The following is a 17,037-nucleotide window of genomic DNA, read 5'->3' as shown; positions in this document are numbered from 1 at the left end:
ACTCACCTGAGAGAGACCGCCTCGCCATGAAAGCAATAAAAAGCCGCAAGCACCCAATCACCCGCAGCCAGCTCGCGGGCACCGCACTGGCCGCGGCCCTGCTGCCGCTCGGCGCGCACGCCGCCGACAATGCCACCGCTGCCACTGCCACCGCAGCGCCAGCCACCATCGCACCACAGTCGACCGTCGAAGTCGTCGGCGCCTACGAGAACCCGTTCCGCGCCGAGAATGCCTCGTCGCCCAAGTACACCGAGCGTCTGGTCGATACCGCCCAGACGATCCAGGTGATCAAGAAGGAGCTGTTCGAGCAGCAGGGCGCCCTGACCCTGACCGAGGCGCTGCGCAACACCCCCGGCGTCGGCGCCTTTTTCCTGGGCGAGAACGGCAACACGACTACCGGCGACGCGATCTTCATGCGCGGCTTCGATACCTCCAGCAGCATCTACGTCGACGGCGTGCGCGACATCGGCTCGATCTCGCGCGACGTGTTCAACCTGGAGCAGATCGATGTGCTGAAGGGCCCGGCCGGCACCGACAACGGCCGCAGCGCCCCGACCGGTTCGGTCAACCTGGTGACCAAGAAGGCGAATCTCACCGACCTGGTGACTACCGCGATCACTGGTGGTAGCGGAGACCAGAAACGCATCACGCTTGATGCCAACAAGGTGCTGGATGAACAGCGCGGCATCGCCGTGCGCCTGAACGTGCTGGCCCAGGATTCGGGCAGCGCAGCGCGCGACGTGGTCGAGAACAAGCGCTGGGCGGTGGCGCCGAGCATCGGCTTCGGCCTGAACGGCCCGACCCGCGTGCACCTGGACTACCTGCACGTCGACCAGAACAACATCCCCGACGGTGGCGTATTCGTGATCGGCCTGCCCGGCTACACCAGTCCGGACCGCGCCCGGCCCTGGGTCGCCGACGCTCCCAAGGTCGACCCCAAGAATTTCTACGGCTCGGTCGATGACTACGACGACGTGAAGGCCGACATGGCCACTGTGCGCATCGAGCACGACTTCTCGCCGACCATGAAGCTGCAGAACACGAGCCGCTACGGCAAGACCAGCCAGGATTACCTGCTGACCGCCTTCCTCACCAGCGCTGCCAACCTGGCGACGCCGGTCCAGGGCGATCCGAGCACCTGGACCCTGGCGCGCAGCATCCGCACCGGCAAGGACCAGGAAAACAAGATCCTCACCAACGTCACGACCCTGACCAGCCAGTTCAATACCGGCGCCGTGTCGCACACCCTGGTGACGGGCCTGGAAATCACCAGCGAACGCCAGACCACCTGGGGCCTGACCGGCCTGGGCACGCTGCCGGCCGCGAATATCTACCGTCCAAACCCGAGCGACGCCCCGACCACTCCGGTCAATGTGCGCCGCACCGGCGCCTACAACGAGGGGGAGGTCGACACCCAGAGCGTGTACGTGTTCGACACCGTCAAGGTCGGTGAACGCTGGATCTTCAACGGCGGCGTGCGCCTCGACCACTTCCGCGGCGACTATTCGGTGGTGGCGCTGACCAATAACGTGCTCACCTCGACCCGCTTCAAGGTCGGCGAAAACCTCGTCAACGGCAAGCTGTCGGCGCTGTACAAGCCCACCGCCAACAGCAGCGTGTATGCGATGGTGGCCAGCTCGAAGCAGCCGCCGGGCGGCAGCTTCACCGTGTCGGGCAGCGCCAACAGCGCCCAGAATCCGATCTACGATCCGCAAAAGACGGTCACTACCGAAGTCGGCGGCAAGCTCGACCTGCTGAAATCGAAGCTGTCGCTGTCGGCCGCGCTGTTCCGCACCGAGGTCGAGAACGAGGTCGAGCAGGATCCGGCCGACCAGCAGTGGTACCAGACCGGCGAGAAACGGGTGCAGGGCGTGGAACTGGGCGCCACCGGTGAGCTGGCCCCGCACTGGCTGCTCAGCGCCGGCTACCTGTACATGGACACCAGCGTCGAGCGTGGCCGCAACGTCACCGCCGCTGGCGAGAACAGCCTGACCTACACGCCGAAGCAGTCGTTCACCGCCTGGACCTCGTACGACCTGCCATGGGGTCTGCGCATCGGCGGCGGCGCGCGCTTTAGTGACAAGCTGGCGCGCGGCACCGACGGCGCGATCGGCACCCCGGCTTACACCGAGTCGTACTGGGTATTCGACGCCATGGTCGGCTACAAGGTCAGCAAGAACGTCGACCTGCGCCTGAACGTGTACAACATCGGCGACGAGAAGTATGTCGCGGCCATCAACAAGAGCGGCTACCGCTACACGCCGGGCACGCCGCGCTCGGCCAGCCTGACGGCGAACGTGCGCTTCTGATACGGTGGCGCCGCCTGAAGCCGGGCGGCGCCTGCTGTATACTCGGAGCCCATGCGCATACAGCTTTTCTCCGACCTGCACCTCGAACGCTATCCCGGCTTCCAGCCGTTCATCCTGCCTGGCGCCGACGTCGTGGTGCTGGCCGGCGACATAGGCTCCTATCAGGACGGCTCGCGCCTGGAAACCCAGGATTTCGGACTCGAGCGCTTCTCTCCCGCATTGCCGGCGCTGGCCGGCAAGCGGGTGCTGTTTATTCCCGGTAACCACGAATTCGATTCGCTCGACTACGACGCCACTTATGCGCGGCTGCGCGCCACCTGCGAGCGGCTCGGCATCGTCTGGCTCGACCGCGAGATCGTCGTCATCGATCACGTGCGCTTCATCGGCACCACCTTGTGGAGCGATTTCGACGCCCTGGCGCTGCGCGACACCGACCTCACCAAGCAGATGCAGCAGCGTAACAAGGCGTTCCGCGCGGCGAACTACTACCTGAGCAAGAACACGACCCTGAAAGATGGCGAGAAGGTGCTGGCCGAGGGCATCCGCGCCATGTCGCTCGACTGCCAGGCCTGGCTGCGCGCGGCGCTGGCCACGCCGTTCGAAGGCAAGACGGCGGTGGTCACCCATTTCGCGCCGAGCCTGATGAGCGCCGATCCGCGCTACGGCCTCACGCCCGGCACGGCGGGCTTCTGCAATGCGCTCGACGGCCTGTTCAAGCACGCGCAGCTGTGGATGCACGGCCACCTGCACTGCCTGAACGACTACGTGGTCGAGGGCCGCGACGGCGCCCATTCCTGGTCGTGCCGGGTGGTGGCCAATCCGCTGGGCTACCTGAGCAAGGGCGAGCAGGAAGGCTTCCGTCCTGAGCTTCTGATCGAGCTGTAGGCCAGACTACTGCGTCGCCTCGTCGGCCGACGAGAAGGTGCCCATCAAGGCCTCGAATCCATCCGCCGCCTCGGGCGGGTGTTCCTGTTCCGCATATTCGGCATATACCCAGTCGCCGCCGGCGCGCGCCACGCCCTCGGGCGGCAGCGGCTCGTGCTGTGGGGTCTTGGCCAGCGCGACGCGCATGAAGTCGATCCACATCGGCAGCGCCAGGGTCGAGCCGAATTCGCGGCCGCCGAGCGAGCGCGGCTCGTCATAACCCATCCAGGCCACCGCCGACACGCCACCGCCATAGCCGGCGAACCAGCCGTCGACCGCATTGCTGGTGGTGCCGGTCTTGCCGGCCAGGTCGACCCTTTGCAACTGGCGCGAGGCGGCGGCCGCGGTGCCGACCCGGGTGACGTCGCGCAGCATGCTGTCGACGATGAAGGCGTTGCGCTCGTCGAGCACTCGGGCGCTGGACTGGCGCGGTTGAGGCGCTGTATGGTCAAGCAGGACGGTGCCGTCACCGTCCTGGATGCGCGCGATCAGCCACGGCTCGACGCGGTAGCCGCCGTTGGCCAGCACCGCATAGGCGCCGGCCATCTGCAGCGGCGTGACGGCGCCCGTGCCCAGGCCGAGCGTCAGGTTGCGCGGCTGGCGGGCGGCGTCGAAGCCGAAGCGCGCCAGGTGCTCGCGGGTGTAGTCGACGTCCAGCGCGCGCAGCATGCGCACGGTCGGCACATTGCGTGAACGCGACAGCGCGTGGCGCACCGTGACCGGGCCTTCGAACACATTGTCGTCATTGCGCGGCGACCAATTGGCATAGGCCTTCTCCGCGCTGAAGTCGGGCGGCTCGTCGAGGATTTGCGTGCCGGGGAAGAAGCCGCGTTCCAGGCCGGCAGAATAGACGAAGGGCTTGATGCTCGACCCCGGCTGGCGCCAGGCCTGGGTCACGTGGTTGAACTTGTGGACCGAATAATCGAAGCCGCCGACCAGCGCGCGGTAGGCGCCGGTCTCGGTGTCGAGCGCCACGAAGGCGGCTGCCACCTCGGGCAACTGGGCGATCGACAGGGCGCCGTCGGCGGCCTTTGCCAGCCGGATGACGGCGCCGGGTGTCAGCTTTGACGCCGGCTTGGCCTTGCTCGACAGAGTTCCGGCGGCGAAGGCCAGGCCGGGGCCGGTGACCTCGACGGCGTCGCCGTTGGCGAGCAGGGCGCGCACCCGCTTGGGCGATGCAGCGACGACCACCGCCGGGATCAAGCCGTCCACGGCGGGGCGTTTCTGCAGGGCGGCGGCGATCGCGTCCGTTTTTTCGTCGGCGCCGGCCGGCAGCGCGATGCGCGCTTCGGGGCCGCGGTAGCCGTGGCGGCGGTCGTAGGCGAGCACGTTGCGGCGCACCGATTCATAGGCCGCGTCCTGCTCGGCGGCCACGATGGTGGTGGTGACCGTGATGCCGCGCTCGTAGGCCGCCTGGCCGAAGCGGGCATGGACCGCCTGGCGCGCGATCTCGGCGACCCAGGCCGCGCGCGGGTTCAGGGTGGCGCCGTAGCTGCGCACCTGCAGGCGCTCGGCCAGGGCGCGGCGGTACTGGGGTTCGGTGATGATCGCCAGTTCGCGCATGCGCCTGAGCACAACCTGCTGGCGCTTGCGGGCCGCCTGGGGATTCGACACCGGGTTGCTGCTGGAAGGATTCTGCGGCAGGCCGGCCAGCATCGCGATCTCGCCCAGGCTCAGGTCTGGCAGCGGCTTGCCGAAATAGGTGCGCGCCGCGCTGGCGAAGCCGTAGGCGCGCTGGCCAAGATAGATCTGATTCAGGTAGACCTCGAGGATCTGGTCCTTGGAGAGCGCCTTCTCGATCTTGTAGGCCAGGGCAACCTCGGTCAGCTTGCGCGGCAGGGTCTTGTCGCGCGACAGGAAGAAGTTGCGCGCGACCTGCATCGTGATGGTGGACGCGCCCTGGCTGCCGAAGTCGCCGATATTGGCTTTGGCCGCGCCGAGCGCGCGGATCCAGTCGACCCCGCCGTGTTCGTAGAAACGGGTGTCTTCGATCGCCAGCACGGCCGACTTGAGCAGCGCCGGCACCTTGGCCACCGGGACGAACTCGCGCCGCTCGGCGCCGAATTCGCCGATCAGGACCTTGTCGGCGGTGTACACGCGCAGCGGGATCTTCGGGCGGTAGTCGGTGACGGCCTTGATGTCGGGGACGTCAGGCAGGATCGAGGCGCCGGCCACCTGCGGGGCGGTCGCGTTCAGCAGGGCACAGAGCAGGATGACGAGGGAGCGGCGTGGTTTCATGGCGGTTTCGTGGACGGTTGGTCAAACGCGGCCGATCTTACTGTCGTGCGGCTGCCGGGTCATGCGAAAAGGCCAAGGTAGTGCGACATGCTCTGGGGCGGTGCGGCTGGCGCTACCTTGAAGCCGCTTTGCCACATACCGAGGGCGTAGAATAGCTGGCTCGACCTTTGCACACCATGTCCCTCCTTGTTTATCTGACCGTATGATTTTTTCGCCAACCCTTACGCGCCTGCGACGTCCGGCAGCGCTCCTGACGCTGGTTTGCAGCGCCCAGTTCGCTCACGCCCAGGACGGCGATGCCATCAATCCCGACCGTCCTAACGTCGCCAATTCGAGCCAAGTCGTCGGTCACGGCCGCGTTCAGCTCGAGATTGGCGTCAACTGGGATCGCCAGCGCGATGACGATCTGCACGTGCGCACCTTGAGCACGCCAACGCTGCTGCGTATCGGCCTGGGCGATACGACCGAACTGCGCGTCGAGACCGACGGCCGTAGCGTCGAGCACAGCCTCGATCCGGCTACTCGCGTGCGCACCACAAGCGCCGGCTGGAACGCCACGTCAATCGGAGTCAAATGGCATTTTGCCGACGGGGAGGGCGCACATCCCGCCCTGGGGCTGATCGGCACGATGGCGCTGCCAAGCGGTAGCTCGGCGCTGCGGGTCGCGGGTGTTCTGCCGCAGCTGGTGCTGGCGGCTGAATGGGATCTGCCAAAAGGCTGGTCGTTGGCCGTGACGCCGGGCGTCGGGGCCGACGTGGACGATGACGGCGCGCGCTACCGCTACGGAATCCTGGCGGCGTCGCTGGGCAAGAAGTTCACTGAACACCTTCAGGGATTTTTTGAAGTGGCGGCGCCGCAGATCGCGTCTGCATCTCATGGCGGCAGCCAGGTGCAGGTCGACGCGGGCGTGAGCTGGCTGCTGAACAAGAACTGCCAGGTCGATGCGATGGTGGTGCGTGGGCTGAATAGGAACACACCCGATCTGGGCCTCGCATTCGGGCTGTCGGTGCGGCGCTGAGTCTGCCCGTCGGGCACGCCGTGGTCGGTTTGGCTGCATTAGTCGCAGCTACGCCAACACGATCAGTGCGTGCCTTCGGAAGCGCTTAGGCGGTCCGCGCCAGGCGCAGGTCGCGCCGCAGCACGCTGGCGTGAGGATGCCGCGCCAGCAGCTCCTGGACCATCGCGCCTGATAACGCGTGGCTGTGCGACTCGGTGCGCGGACTGCAATCTATGTGCAGGATATTCACTGGCGCATCCCGATCGCGAGGCGGTTGAAGGCGCTCATCAGGGCGATGGCAAAGGTGAGGTCGGAGACTTCGACGTCGCTGAAATATTCCCTGAGCGGCTCGTAGTCGGCGTCCGGCTACCACGGCGCGCTGGAACTGGCGCGGCGTGTCCTGCTGCGCGATGGCGACGTCGGGTGGTACGAAGATTTAGGCTATGTGCTCGCCCGGCGTTTCCTGGTGCAGTCCGGGCTGCGCCTGGCGCCGGTGCCGGTCGACGGCGAAGGACTGGACGTGGCGCGCGGCCTGCAACGGGCGCCGGATGCGCGGTTCGTTGTGGTGACGCCCACCCACCAGAGCCCCATGAGCGTGGCGATGTCGCTGCCGCGCCGCCTGGAACTGCTGGCATGGGCCGCCGCCGCCCGCGCCTGGATCATCGAGGACGACTACGACAGCGAGTTCCGCTACCACGGCCGTCCCTTGCCGGCCCTGAAAAGCATCGATCGCCATGGCCGGGTTCTGTACACCGGCACCTTCAGCAAGGTGCTGCTGCCCGGCCTGCGGCTGGCCTATCTGGTTGTCCCTGAATCGCAGGTGACGCGTGTGCGCGAGATGGTCGACCATCTTCCCGGCCCGGGCTCGATCCTGCCGCAGGCGACGGTGGCCGAGTTCATGGAACAGGGCCACTTCGCGCGACACCTGCGCAGGATGCGCACACTGTATGCCGAGCGGCGTGGCTACCTGGTCGATGCGCTGGCGCGCGAGATGGGAGACGCGCTGACGGTGCAGCCGCAGGCCGGCGGCATCCACGTGCTGGCGCGGCTCGCCGCCGGGCGGGACGACCGGCTGCTGGCCGCGGCGGCGCGGGCGCGTGGAATGGGATTGCAAGCCCTCGCCGACTGGCGGATGGGCAGGTCGCGCCGCGGCGGCTTGTTGATGGGGTTTGCCAACTTCGCGACGCCGGAGGCGGCGACGGCGGCGGTACGCCGTCTGCGTGAAGCGATCGAGGAAGTCTAGCGCCGGTGCGCCGAAGCGCACGAGATCACGCCCACCACCAGCAACACCAAAGCCGCCGTCTCGAACCCGCTCGGCCAGCGCGCTTCCCACAGAAAGCCATACAGGGCCGCGAAGATGGTCTCGAACACGATCATCTGGCCCATCAGGCTCAGGGGCAGTGCGCGGCTGGCGTGGTTCCACAGGGCGTTGCCGACCACCGAGCACAGGATCGCGACCGCACTGACCAGCGCGCCGAACCGCAGCCAGGCCGGCAAGGTGTGCTCGCCCGGCGCCAGCACGAAGGCCGGCACCGCCAGCGCCAGCGCCATGACGCCCGTGACCACGCCCACCAGCAGGTTCCACTCATGCGACGAAATTCCCTCGATGCGCGCCAGCCAGCGGCTGTTGTGCACCGCGAAGATGGTCCACGACACCAGCGCGCCGAAGGCGCAGGCCAGGCCGGCCAGCGATCCAGGCCCGGACGCCGACAGCGATTCCCAGCCGATGCAGGCCAGGCCGGCGCCGCTCAGCAGCAGTGAAGGCAGCAGCCGGCGAAGCGGCACCGCGTTGCCGTCGCGCGAGCCCACCAGGGTGACCGCGATCGGCAGCAGCCCGATCACGATCGAGGCCATGGCCACGCCGCCCAGTTGCACGGCATTGGCGAGGAACAGGTAGTAGATGATGTTGCCAGTGAGGCTGAGTCCGATCAGGGCGCGCCACGTTGGCCAGCCGAGGTGGTGGCGCAGCCGTCCCCAGGCAGGGTAGATGAGGATGGCGGCGACCAGGCCATAGGCCAGGTAGCGTCCGGCCGAGAGCTGGATCGGCAGGAATCCGGGCGCCAGTTCCGGGGCCAGGAAGACCAGGCCCCAGAGTGCGCCGGCGGCGATGCCGGCGCCGATGCCGAGCAGGGTGGAGCGGGACAGTCCGCCCGCGCCAGTAGCGGTGTACATGATGAATCTCCTTTGAGTGGAGATTCTCGGACCTGGACGTGCACCCAGTCTTGGCCGGGACTACTGCGGTTTTGGCGGTTTCTCCTGAGCTGAACGCCGATAGGCGGCAGGCGTGGTGTCGAACACCCGGCGCATCGCCCGCGTCAGGCTGGCCTGGTCCGAGAAGCCGCAGGCGATGGCGATGTCGGCCACGCTGCGCGCGCTGTCCGTCAACATGCCGCGTGCGCAATCCAGGCGGCAGCCCAGCAGCCAGGCATGCGGCGTGCTGTCCAGCTCTTCGCGAAACAGCGCGTGCAGGCGGCTCACGCTCAGGTTGGCGGCGCGCGCCATCGATTCGGTGCTCCAGGCCAGGCTGGGCGCGGCCTCGATGCGCGCCAGCAGGGCGGCCAGGCGCGAGGTGGCGCGCGGCGCGTCCAGGCTCAGGGTGTCGAGCAGCAGCGGCACCCAGCCTTGCACCAGCGAACGGGGCGGCGCGCAGTGTGGACCAGTTTCACGGGCCATCAGTCCCATGAACTCGACCAGCTTGCGCGCCGCAGGGCCCAGCGTGACGAAAGGCCGCTCCAGCAGGCGCTGCCAGGGACCGTCGTCGAAGGCGGCGCCGTTGACGTCGACGATCAGGGAATCATTCGCGCCAGGGCTTGATTGCGCATGCCAGGCGCCCGGCGCAACCAGCGCGCCATGCAGGGGATCGAGCCGGCCGCGCCGCTCTTCGATATCGAGCACGACTTCGCCGTGCACCGGCAGCACCAGCTGGGCGAAGTCATGGCGGTCGCCCCAGTGCACGCGGTCGTAGCTACGCAGGTGCAGGTCGGGCGTCATGACGTGTCACGCCATCGGGCTGCACACGTCGGTGCCGGCCGCCAGCGCCTTCAGCTTGACCGGATCGAGCAGCGTCACTTCGCGCTTGTCGACCTCGAGCCAGCCCTGCTTTTTGAAGCGCGACAGCAGGCGGCTGATGCTTTCGATGGTCAGGCCCAGGTAGTTGCCGATGTCTTCGCGCGACATGCGCAGCTGGAAGCGGTTGGCCGCATAGCCGCGGGTGGCGTAGCGCGCCGACAGGTTCACAAGGAACACGGCGAAGCGCTGCTCGGCGCGCATATTGCCGAGCAGGAGCATGACGTTCTGCTCGCGCGTGATTTCCTGGCTCATGATGCGGTGGAAGTGGCGCAGCAGCGTCGGCACTTCGCCGAACAGGTCTTCCAGGCGCGCGAACGGGATCTCGCACACCTCGGAATCTTCCAGCGCCACCGCGTCGCAATGGTGGGTGCCGCTGATCGCGTCCATGCCCAGCAGCTCGCCGGCCATCTGGAAACCCGTGATCTGGGCTTCACCGGCCGCGTTCACCTGGTAGGTCTTGAAGTGGCCGAAGCGCACCGCGTACAGGTTGCGGAACGATTCGCCCACGCTGTACAGGCGCTCGTCGCGTTCCAGGCGGCGACGGCGGCCGATGATCTTGTCCAGGCGGTCGATCTCGGCGTCTTCGAGGCCCATCGGCAGGCACAGCTGGTGCATGCTGCACTGGGCGCAGGATTTCAGGGCGTGGATATTGAGTGGCGGCTCGGCTTGCCGGGACAGGGGCTGGCTCATGAGGGATGGTCGCTTGGTTCGGGTACCCGGGAATTATAGACGTGTTGAAGCGTTTATCTCGACAAACAAATGCCATTTATTTGCAATTGAGCAACAAATTCGTTGTGTTCCGGTCGTTCGGCGCCCGTGCTCACCCATGCTGGGTTCATTTAGCCGTGTAGGCAACTGTGCGCACTCAATATCCTTCGAGGTCTACACTGCCGTATAAATTGCACAACTGGAGTGTTCCCCAGTGTCACCAACAACCGAGACCGTGCCCGATCGCAGCGCCTTCGCCACCGCAATCGTGCGACCGGACCTGCCGCCGGGCGGCGAAGACCAGGCCAGGGCGGATCTGTATGCCTTGCTCTCCCGCCTGCTGCTGGCCGCGCCCGACGCGGCGCTGCTCGATGCGCTCGCGTCCAGCGATCCCATCCTGGCCGAGGGCGGCGACCCGGCGCTCGAACGCGCCTGGGACCAACTGACCGTGGCGTCCGGCGTGATGGCCCCCCGGCTCGTCCACGATGAATTCAGCGCGCTGTTCGTCAGCGTCGGCACGCCGCCGGTCGATCCGTATGGCTCGCGCTACCTGGCCGGCTACATGAACGACACGCCGCTGGCGCATCTGCGCGAAGACCTGGCCCGGCTCGGTCTGGCGCGCATACAGGGGCGGGGCGAGTTCGAGGACCACCTCGGCGCGCTGTGCGAGACCATGCGCGTGCTGGTGGCCGGCGCGCCGGGCATCCGGCGCCAGCCGCTCGACGTGCAGCGCCGCTTCTTCGAGGCCCACATCGGCTCCTGGTGCATGCGCGCGCTGGACGACATCGGCAATGCCGAAGGCGCCAACTATTACCGCCTGGTCGCGCGCTTCGCCCAGGCATTCCTGGCAATCGAGGCCGAAAGCTTCGGCGTAGGAGAGGAAAGCGATGAACAAGCATGATCCACGAGTCCAGCAGGATCCAGGCGAAGACCGGCCGGACCCGGCGCGCCGCGGCTTCCTGAAAGCCGCGCCGCTGGGCGCACTGGTGGTGGCCGCTGCTGCCGCCCCGGCGACTGCGGCGCCACAGACCGCCCCGGCCGCGCCCGACCCCAAGGTCAAGCGCGGCTACCACGAGACGGATCACATCCGCCGCTATTACGCGACCGCCGCCTACTGGTAGGCAAGCAGAGGAATCGATATGTCACTGGTCAAGTCCACGCGCGACAGCGCGTTGAAACGGCGCCGCTTCCTGGTCGGGGCCGGCGTTGCCGCCGGCGCCGGCGCCCTGGCGCGCCATCTGCCGCTGAACGTGATCGAACCGGCCCAGGCCGACCCGGTACCGGATACCCCGGTGCCGACCGTGGTCAAGCGCACCGTCTGCAGCCACTGCTCGGTCGGCTGCTCGGTCGATGCCGTCGTCGCCAACGGTGTCTGGGTGCGGCAAGAGGCCGCCTTCGATTCGCCGATCAATATGGGCGCCCACTGCGCCAAGGGCGCCTCGGTGCGCGAGCACGCCTTCGGCGAGCACCGCCTGCGCTATCCGATGAAGCTGGTAAACGGCAAGTACCAGCGCATCTCCTGGGACCAGGCGATCGACGAGATCGGCGACAAGCTGCTGCAGCTGCGCAAGGAAGCCGGGCCCGATGCGCTGATGGTGATCGGCAGCTCCAAGCACAATAACGAGCAAGCCTACCTGCTGCGCAAGTGGGTATCGTTCTTCGGCACCAACAACTGCGACCACCAGGCCCGCATCTGTCACTCGACCACCGTTGCCGGCGTGGCCCAGACCTTCGGCTACGGGGCGATGACCAATTCGTTCAACGACCTGCACCACAGCAAGGCGGTGCTGTTCATCGGCTCCAATCCGGCCGAGGCGCACCCGATCTCGATGCTGCACTTCCTGCACGCCAAGGAACTGGGCGCCAAGATGATCGTCATCGATCCGCGCTTCACCCGCACGGCGCGCTTTGCCGACCACTATGTGCGCGTGCGGCCCGGCACCGACATTCCGCTGGTGTGGGGCATCCTGTGGCATATCTTCAATAACGGCTGGGAAGACAAGAAGTTCATCGAAGAGCGCACCTGGGGTATGGAGGACGTGCGCGCCGAAGTCATGAAATGGACGCCCGATAAGGTGTCGGACGTCACCGGCGTGCCGGAATCGGCGGTGCGCATGGCGGCCGAGATGCTGGCCACCAACCGTCCCTCGTCCGTGGTCTGGTGCATGGGCATCACCCAGCACCACGTCGGCACCGCCAATGTGCGCGCGCTGTCGATCCTGCAGCTGGCGCTGGGCAATATCGGCATTCCCGGCGGCGGCGCCAACATCTACCGCGGCCACGACAATGTGCAGGGCGCCACCGACGTCGGCCCCAATGGCGATTCGCTTCCCGGCTACTACGGCCTGGCCGAAGGCGCCTGGAAGCATTTCGCCGCGGTCTGGGGCGTCGACTACGAGTGGATCAAGTCGCGCTTCGGTTCCAAGGAATTGATGGAAAAGCCCGGCATCACGGTGTCGCGCTGGTTCGACGCGGTGAATGAAGAAAACCAGTTCATCGACCAGCCGAGCAATCTACGCGCCGTGCTCTACTGGGGCCACGCGCCGAATAGCCAGACCCGCCTGCCGGACATGAAGGCGGCGATGCAAAAGCTCGACATGATGGTGGTGATCGACCCCTATCCGAGCATGACGGCGTCGATGCACGGCCGTAGCGACGGCGTCTACCTGCTGCCGGCCGCCTCGCAGTTCGAGACCCAGGGCTCGTGCACGGCCTCGAACCGCTCGATCCAGTGGCGCGAGCGCGTGATCCAGCCGTTATTCGAATGCAAGACCGACCACGAGATCATGTACCTGTTCGCGCGCAAGCTGGGCTTCGCCGACGAGCTGGTGAAAAACATCAAGGTGGTGCACAACGAGCCGGTGGTCGAGGACATCCTGCGCGAGATCAACCGCTCGTGCTGGACCATCGGCTACACGGGCTGCTCGCCCGAACGGCTCAAGCTGCACATGGAAAACAAGCACACCTTCAACCCGACGACGCTGCGCGCCGATTCCGGCCCGTGCAAGGGCGATTACTACGGCTTGCCGTGGCCGTGCTGGGGCACGCCGGAAATGAAACATCCGGGCACGCCGATCCTGTATGACCTGAGCAAGAGCGTGGCCGAGGGTGGATTACCGTTCCGCGCCAACTGGGGCGTCGAGCACAACGGTTCGAGCCTGCTGGCGGCCGACGGCTCGACCAACAAGCACAGCGAACTGGATTTCGGTTATCCCGAGTTCGACCACGTGTTCCTGAAAAAACTGGGCTGGTGGGCCGAGCTGACCCCGGCCGAGCAAGCCATGGCCGAGGGCAAGAACTGGAAGACCGACCTGTCGGGCGGCATCATCCGGGTCGTCATCGCCCATGGCTGCGCGCCGTTCGGCAATGCACGGGCGCGCTGCAATGTGTGGAACTTCCCCGATCCGGTGCCGGTCCACCGCGAACCGCTGGCCACGCCACGGCGCGACCTGGTGGCCCAGTACCCGACCTATGACGACAAGGCCAATCACTGGCGCCTGCCAACGCTGTTCAAGTCGGTGCAGGCGGTCGACTATTCGAAGGACTTCCCGCTGATCATGACCTCCGGCCGTCTGGTCGAGTACGAGGGCGGCGGCGAGGAGACCCGGTCCAATCCCTGGCTGGCCGAGCTGCAGCAAAACATGTTCGTCGAGATCAACCCGCGCGATGCGGTCCAGATCGGCGCCAAGCTGGGCGAATACGTATGGCTCGAGACCCCGACCGGCGCGCGCCTGAAGATGATGGCGATGGTCACCGAGCGGGTGCCGGTGGGCCTGGTGTGGGCGCCGTTCCACTTCGGCGGCTGGTGGATGGGCGAAGACCTGGAACAACACTATCCCGAACATGGGGCGCCGATCGTGCGCGGCGAGGCCATCAATACCGGCTGGACCTATGGCTATGACGCCGTGACCATGATGCAGGAAACCAAGGTGTCGCTGTGCCGCGTGGTGCGCGCCTGAGCTGACGGAGGAGACCGACATGCCAGCAAGAATGAAATTCATCTGCGACACGGAGCGCTGCATCGACTGCAACGGCTGCGTGACCGCCTGCAAGAACGAGCACGAACTGGCCTGGGGCATCAACCGGCGCCGGGTGGTGACGATCAACGATGGCATCCCGGGGGAGCGCTCGGTGTCGGTGGCATGCATGCACTGCACCGACGCGCCGTGCCTGGCCGTGTGCCCGACCAACTGCATCTACCACACCGAGGACGGCATCGTCCTGCACAGCAAGGACCAGTGCATCGGCTGCGGTTACTGTTACTACGCTTGCCCGTTCGGCGCGCCGCAATTCCCCGAGACCGGCCTGTTCAACCACCGCGGCAAGATGGACAAATGCACCTTCTGCGCCGGCGGCCCGGAACCGGATACCTCGGAAGCCGAGTTCAAGAAGTATGGCCGCAATCGCATCGCCGAAGGCAAGCTGCCGGCCTGCGCCGAGCAGTGCGGCACCAAGGCGCTGCTGGGCGGCGACGCCAACATCATCGCCGACATCTATCGCCAGCGGGTCGAGACGCGCGGCTATGGCCCGCAGCTGTGGGGCTGGAAGATCGCCTACGGCAAACCGAAACGCGGCGGCCAGTACAAGGCCGAAGGCGACTCGCCACGCGTCAACCAGGACATGCGCGACTCGCAGAACCATTCCGGGAGGTTCCCGACATGAAGCTCATCAAGATCTGCGCACTGATCCTGCCGGCCGTGCTGCTGGCCGGCTGCCTCGAAGTGGACCAGCATCCGCCGTGGATCAAGGGCGAGTATGCCGGCAAGAAGGACGACCGCCACTACCAGCGCCGCTTCCACAACGACCGCCTGGCCTGGTGGGCCACGGTCGAGAACCGCAACGGCAAGCAGAACGAATACAACCGGGCCAATCCCTGAGGAGGCACCATGCGAGCGACTTTAAATACGCTGCGCGCCATGCTGTTCCTGGCGGCGGCCCTGGTGTTCTCCGCTAGCTGGGCCGGCGTCAAGAACCAGAACGCCACGCCGGCCTATGCCGAAGAACAGACCATGCTGCAGATCGAAGCCGACTCGGTGGTGCCCGACCCCGGCATGACCAGCTCCGCCTCGGGCCGGGTCCACATGGACCGCCACTACCTGGGCCAGTACGGCAGCAAGGAGGGCAACGTCATCGTCCAGCGCGGTGGCAATACCTGGCGCCACCTGCGCAACGGACCGCTGGCGACCATCGCCGGCTTCATCCTGCTGGCGGTGCCGCTGGCGATCTTCGTGTTCTACCGGACCATCGGCCCGGCCAAGCAGGTGGCGGAAGCAGGCCGCAAGATGCAGCGTTTTAATCGCTGGGAGCGCCAGGTGCACTGGGCCACGGCCTTCAGCTTCATCGCGCTCGGCATCACCGGCATCATCATCATGTACGGCAAGAAGATCATGCTGCCGTGGATGGGGCACGACCTGTTTTCCTGGGTGGCGATCATCTCGAAATACCTGCACAACTTCGTCGGGCCGCTGTTCATCCTGTGCTCGATCCTGATGTTCTTCACCTTCTTGAAGCGCAATTTCTACAACCGCGCCGACTGGCAATGGGTCAAGCAGGGCGGGGGCATCGTCAGTCACAAGCACGTCCCGGCCGGCTTCTTCAATGCCGGCGAAAAGACCTGGTTCTGGGGCGGCGTGGCGCTGCTGGGCCTGATCATGTCGGTCACGGGCCTGGTGCTCGACTTCGCCGTCGGCCAGACCCGCTACGTGATGCAGGTGGCAAACGTGCTGCACGTGGGGGCGGCGGCGCTGTACATGGCCGCCGCGATGGGCCACGCCTACATCGGCACCGTGGGTACACCCGGCGCCTACGAGGCGATGCGCTACGGCACGGTGGATGAGAACTGGGCCAAGGCCCATCACCAGCTGTGGTACGAACAGATGAAGACCGGCGTCCCGCCCGGCATGGACAAGGACGGCAAGATGGTCCCTGGCCAGGGCGGCCGGCCGCGACCCGGCCCGGCGCACTGAGGAATGGCGATGAGACTACACAATGCATCGATCGTGGGCGCCGTGGGGCTGCTGGCCTGCACGCTGGCCGGCTGCGACCGCGGCCAGGCGCCCGCCGCCAACGGCGTGATCCAGACAAAGTATCCCGGCCAGGTCTCATCCGGCGGCATGACGAGCGGCCAGATCATGGCGCGCACGGCGCGGCCGGAAACCGACGCCACCTATGCCGGCGGCACACCGGGCATCGCCGGCGGTTCGGGCGGCAACACCAGCGGCGCCGAGATCGGCGGCGCCACCCAGGAAACCGGCCAGGGACCGTCGAGCGGCGTCACCCAGCCGGCGGGCGCCGGACGTGCAGGCAGCGACCTGCCATCGGGCGAGAATCGCCCCGCCGCGCCGGCGCCGGGAACTACCGAAGCCCCGGCCGCCAACAATGCCGCGCCGCAGGGGCAGTCAGGAGGAACACGATGAGGACCAAGCGAATGCACACCTTGGGGGCGCTGGCGTTGGGCTTGAGCCTGGCCGGCGTCTCCTGGGCGGCGCTGCCTCCGCCGTCGCCGGCCCAGGCCCAGGCCGCGGCGGCGAAGAAGGCCGAGGCCGACGCCAAGGCGGCCAAGGAAAAGGAAGCGCTGAACGCGTCGATGGACCGGATCAGCGGTCAATGGCGCCAGCGCGCCGCGCAGGAGGGCTGGACCATCAAGCCGCCGCCGCCCGTGAGCGGGCCGCTGGGTGTCGCCGCATCCGACCCGACCCCGGCCAGCGCCGGGGTGCCGGCGCCTGCCCCTGCAGGCGGCGCCCCGGGCACCTCGGGCGCCGCGCCCGCCACGGCCGCCGCGCCGCTCGGGGC

Annotated in this window: 17 protein-coding genes and 1 pseudogene; 12 read left to right on the top strand and 6 right to left on the bottom strand. The window is 67.0% G+C overall.

Annotation, left to right across the window (positions count from 1 at the left end; genetic code table 11):
- Positions 1-26: 26 nt before the first annotated feature.
- Together FVD38_RS06380 and FVD38_RS06375 are read left to right on the top strand one after the other, a co-directional pair.
- Positions 27-2,309 carry a catecholate siderophore receptor Fiu gene (locus FVD38_RS06380; protein ID WP_147934048.1) on the top strand — a complete coding sequence of 761 codons (2,283 nt, stop codon included), beginning with the start codon at positions 27-29 and terminating at the stop codon, positions 2,307-2,309.
- Positions 2,310-2,360: 51 nt separating this feature from the next.
- The gene (locus tag FVD38_RS06375) at positions 2,361-3,194 is read left to right on the top strand and encodes a metallophosphoesterase (protein WP_147934047.1); all 834 of its coding nucleotides are present in this window, start codon (positions 2,361-2,363) and stop codon (positions 3,192-3,194) included.
- 6 nt (positions 3,195-3,200) lie between these two features.
- Here the strand turns inward: FVD38_RS06375 and FVD38_RS06370 are convergent, their stop codons facing one another.
- Positions 3,201-5,471, bottom strand: a complete 2,271-nt coding sequence (locus FVD38_RS06370) for a penicillin-binding protein 1A (RefSeq protein WP_147934046.1) — start codon at positions 5,469-5,471, stop codon at positions 3,201-3,203.
- A gap of 202 nt (positions 5,472-5,673) precedes the next feature.
- Between FVD38_RS06370 and FVD38_RS06365 the strand changes: the two genes are divergently transcribed.
- A complete protein-coding gene (locus FVD38_RS06365; protein WP_147934045.1) occupies positions 5,674-6,489 on the top strand; it encodes a transporter in 816 nt (271 codons plus the stop codon).
- A gap of 85 nt (positions 6,490-6,574) precedes the next feature.
- Here the strand turns inward: FVD38_RS06365 and FVD38_RS06360 are convergent, their stop codons facing one another.
- Both FVD38_RS06360 and FVD38_RS26765 read right to left on the bottom strand, forming a co-directional pair.
- Positions 6,575-6,718 carry an NAD(P)H-dependent oxidoreductase gene (locus tag FVD38_RS06360; protein WP_147934044.1) on the bottom strand — a complete coding sequence of 48 codons (144 nt, stop codon included), beginning with the start codon at positions 6,716-6,718 and terminating at the stop codon, positions 6,575-6,577.
- Positions 6,715-6,834, bottom strand: a pseudogene (locus FVD38_RS26765) (carboxymuconolactone decarboxylase family protein); the annotation flags it as partial. The pseudogene FVD38_RS26765 and the gene FVD38_RS06360, both read right to left, overlap by 4 nt.
- A gap of 13 nt (positions 6,835-6,847) precedes the next feature.
- Here FVD38_RS26765 and FVD38_RS06350 point away from each other — a divergent pair.
- Entirely contained in the window at positions 6,848-7,711 is an 864-nt protein-coding gene (locus FVD38_RS06350; protein ID WP_147934043.1) for an aminotransferase-like domain-containing protein, read from the top strand.
- Here FVD38_RS06350 and FVD38_RS06345 read toward each other — a convergent pair.
- From FVD38_RS06345 to fnr, 3 genes are read right to left on the bottom strand one after another with little or no spacing between them, the layout of a single operon-like run.
- Entirely contained in the window at positions 7,708-8,640 is a 933-nt protein-coding gene (locus FVD38_RS06345) for a DMT family transporter (RefSeq protein WP_147934042.1), read from the bottom strand. The genes FVD38_RS06350 and FVD38_RS06345 overlap by 4 nt on opposite strands.
- A gap of 60 nt (positions 8,641-8,700) precedes the next feature.
- Positions 8,701-9,459 carry an AraC family transcriptional regulator gene (locus FVD38_RS06340; protein WP_147934041.1) on the bottom strand — a complete coding sequence of 253 codons (759 nt, stop codon included), beginning with the start codon at positions 9,457-9,459 and terminating at the stop codon, positions 8,701-8,703.
- A gap of 6 nt (positions 9,460-9,465) precedes the next feature.
- On the bottom strand, positions 9,466-10,227 hold the full coding sequence (fnr, locus tag FVD38_RS06335; protein WP_147934040.1) for a fumarate/nitrate reduction transcriptional regulator Fnr: 762 nt from the start codon (positions 10,225-10,227) through the stop codon (positions 9,466-9,468).
- Positions 10,228-10,459: 232 nt separating this feature from the next.
- Here fnr and FVD38_RS06330 point away from each other — a divergent pair, with 232 nt between their 5' ends.
- The 8 genes from FVD38_RS06330 to FVD38_RS06295 all read left to right on the top strand — a co-directional run.
- Entirely contained in the window at positions 10,460-11,146 is a 687-nt protein-coding gene (locus FVD38_RS06330) for a TorD/DmsD family molecular chaperone (RefSeq protein ID WP_229493457.1), read from the top strand.
- Positions 11,133-11,366, top strand: coding sequence for a formate dehydrogenase (locus FVD38_RS06325; protein ID WP_147934039.1), 234 nt, complete (start codon positions 11,133-11,135; stop codon positions 11,364-11,366). Before FVD38_RS06330 ends, FVD38_RS06325 begins: the two co-directional genes overlap by 14 nt.
- 18 nt (positions 11,367-11,384) lie before the next feature.
- Positions 11,385-14,204, top strand: coding sequence for a formate dehydrogenase subunit alpha (locus tag FVD38_RS06320; protein ID WP_147934038.1), 2,820 nt, complete (start codon positions 11,385-11,387; stop codon positions 14,202-14,204).
- Positions 14,205-14,223: 19 nt separating this feature from the next.
- Entirely contained in the window at positions 14,224-14,907 is a 684-nt protein-coding gene (gene fdh3B, locus FVD38_RS06315) for a formate dehydrogenase FDH3 subunit beta (protein WP_222706889.1), read from the top strand.
- Positions 14,904-15,122 carry a hypothetical protein gene (locus FVD38_RS06310; protein WP_123071126.1) on the top strand — a complete coding sequence of 73 codons (219 nt, stop codon included), beginning with the start codon at positions 14,904-14,906 and terminating at the stop codon, positions 15,120-15,122. The genes fdh3B and FVD38_RS06310 overlap by 4 nt, the downstream gene beginning before the upstream one ends.
- A gap of 9 nt (positions 15,123-15,131) precedes the next feature.
- Entirely contained in the window at positions 15,132-16,211 is a 1,080-nt protein-coding gene (locus FVD38_RS06305; protein WP_147934037.1) for a formate dehydrogenase subunit gamma, read from the top strand.
- 9 nt (positions 16,212-16,220) lie between these two features.
- A complete protein-coding gene (locus tag FVD38_RS06300) occupies positions 16,221-16,661 on the top strand; it encodes a hypothetical protein (protein ID WP_147934036.1) in 441 nt (146 codons plus the stop codon).
- On the top strand, positions 16,658-17,037 hold a 380-nt coding region (locus tag FVD38_RS06295), incomplete at its 3' end, for a hypothetical protein (protein ID WP_147934035.1). The genes FVD38_RS06300 and FVD38_RS06295, both read left to right, overlap by 4 nt.

Source organism: Massilia arenae, assembly GCF_008014745.1.
Classification (GTDB): domain Bacteria; phylum Pseudomonadota; class Gammaproteobacteria; order Burkholderiales; family Burkholderiaceae_D; genus Telluria; species Telluria arenae.
The sequence above is the reverse complement of the archived record's forward strand: the minus strand, read 5'-3'. Positions and strand labels throughout refer to the sequence as shown.

Bases quoted from the DNA above. Each gene is read 5' to 3' on its own strand.
- FVD38_RS06380 (WP_147934048.1), top strand. From the start codon at position 27: ATGAAAGCAATAAAAAGCCGCAAGCACCCAATCACCCGCAGCCAGCTC.
- FVD38_RS06375 (WP_147934047.1), top strand. From the start codon at position 2,361: ATGCGCATACAGCTTTTCTCCGACCTGCACCTCGAACGCTATCCCGGC.
- FVD38_RS06370 (WP_147934046.1), bottom strand. From the start codon at position 5,471: ATGAAACCACGCCGCTCCCTCGTCATCCTGCTCTGTGCCCTGCTGAAC.
- FVD38_RS06365 (WP_147934045.1), top strand. From the start codon at position 5,674: ATGATTTTTTCGCCAACCCTTACGCGCCTGCGACGTCCGGCAGCGCTC.
- FVD38_RS06345 (WP_147934042.1), bottom strand. From the start codon at position 8,640: ATGTACACCGCTACTGGCGCGGGCGGACTGTCCCGCTCCACCCTGCTC.
- FVD38_RS06340 (WP_147934041.1), bottom strand. From the start codon at position 9,459: ATGACGCCCGACCTGCACCTGCGTAGCTACGACCGCGTGCACTGGGGC.
- fnr (WP_147934040.1), bottom strand. From the start codon at position 10,227: ATGAGCCAGCCCCTGTCCCGGCAAGCCGAGCCGCCACTCAATATCCAC.
- FVD38_RS06325 (WP_147934039.1), top strand. From the start codon at position 11,133: ATGAACAAGCATGATCCACGAGTCCAGCAGGATCCAGGCGAAGACCGG.
- FVD38_RS06320 (WP_147934038.1), top strand. From the start codon at position 11,385: ATGTCACTGGTCAAGTCCACGCGCGACAGCGCGTTGAAACGGCGCCGC.
- fdh3B (WP_222706889.1), top strand. From the start codon at position 14,224: ATGCCAGCAAGAATGAAATTCATCTGCGACACGGAGCGCTGCATCGAC.
- FVD38_RS06310 (WP_123071126.1), top strand. From the start codon at position 14,904: ATGAAGCTCATCAAGATCTGCGCACTGATCCTGCCGGCCGTGCTGCTG.
- FVD38_RS06305 (WP_147934037.1), top strand. From the start codon at position 15,132: ATGCGAGCGACTTTAAATACGCTGCGCGCCATGCTGTTCCTGGCGGCG.
- FVD38_RS06300 (WP_147934036.1), top strand. From the start codon at position 16,221: ATGAGACTACACAATGCATCGATCGTGGGCGCCGTGGGGCTGCTGGCC.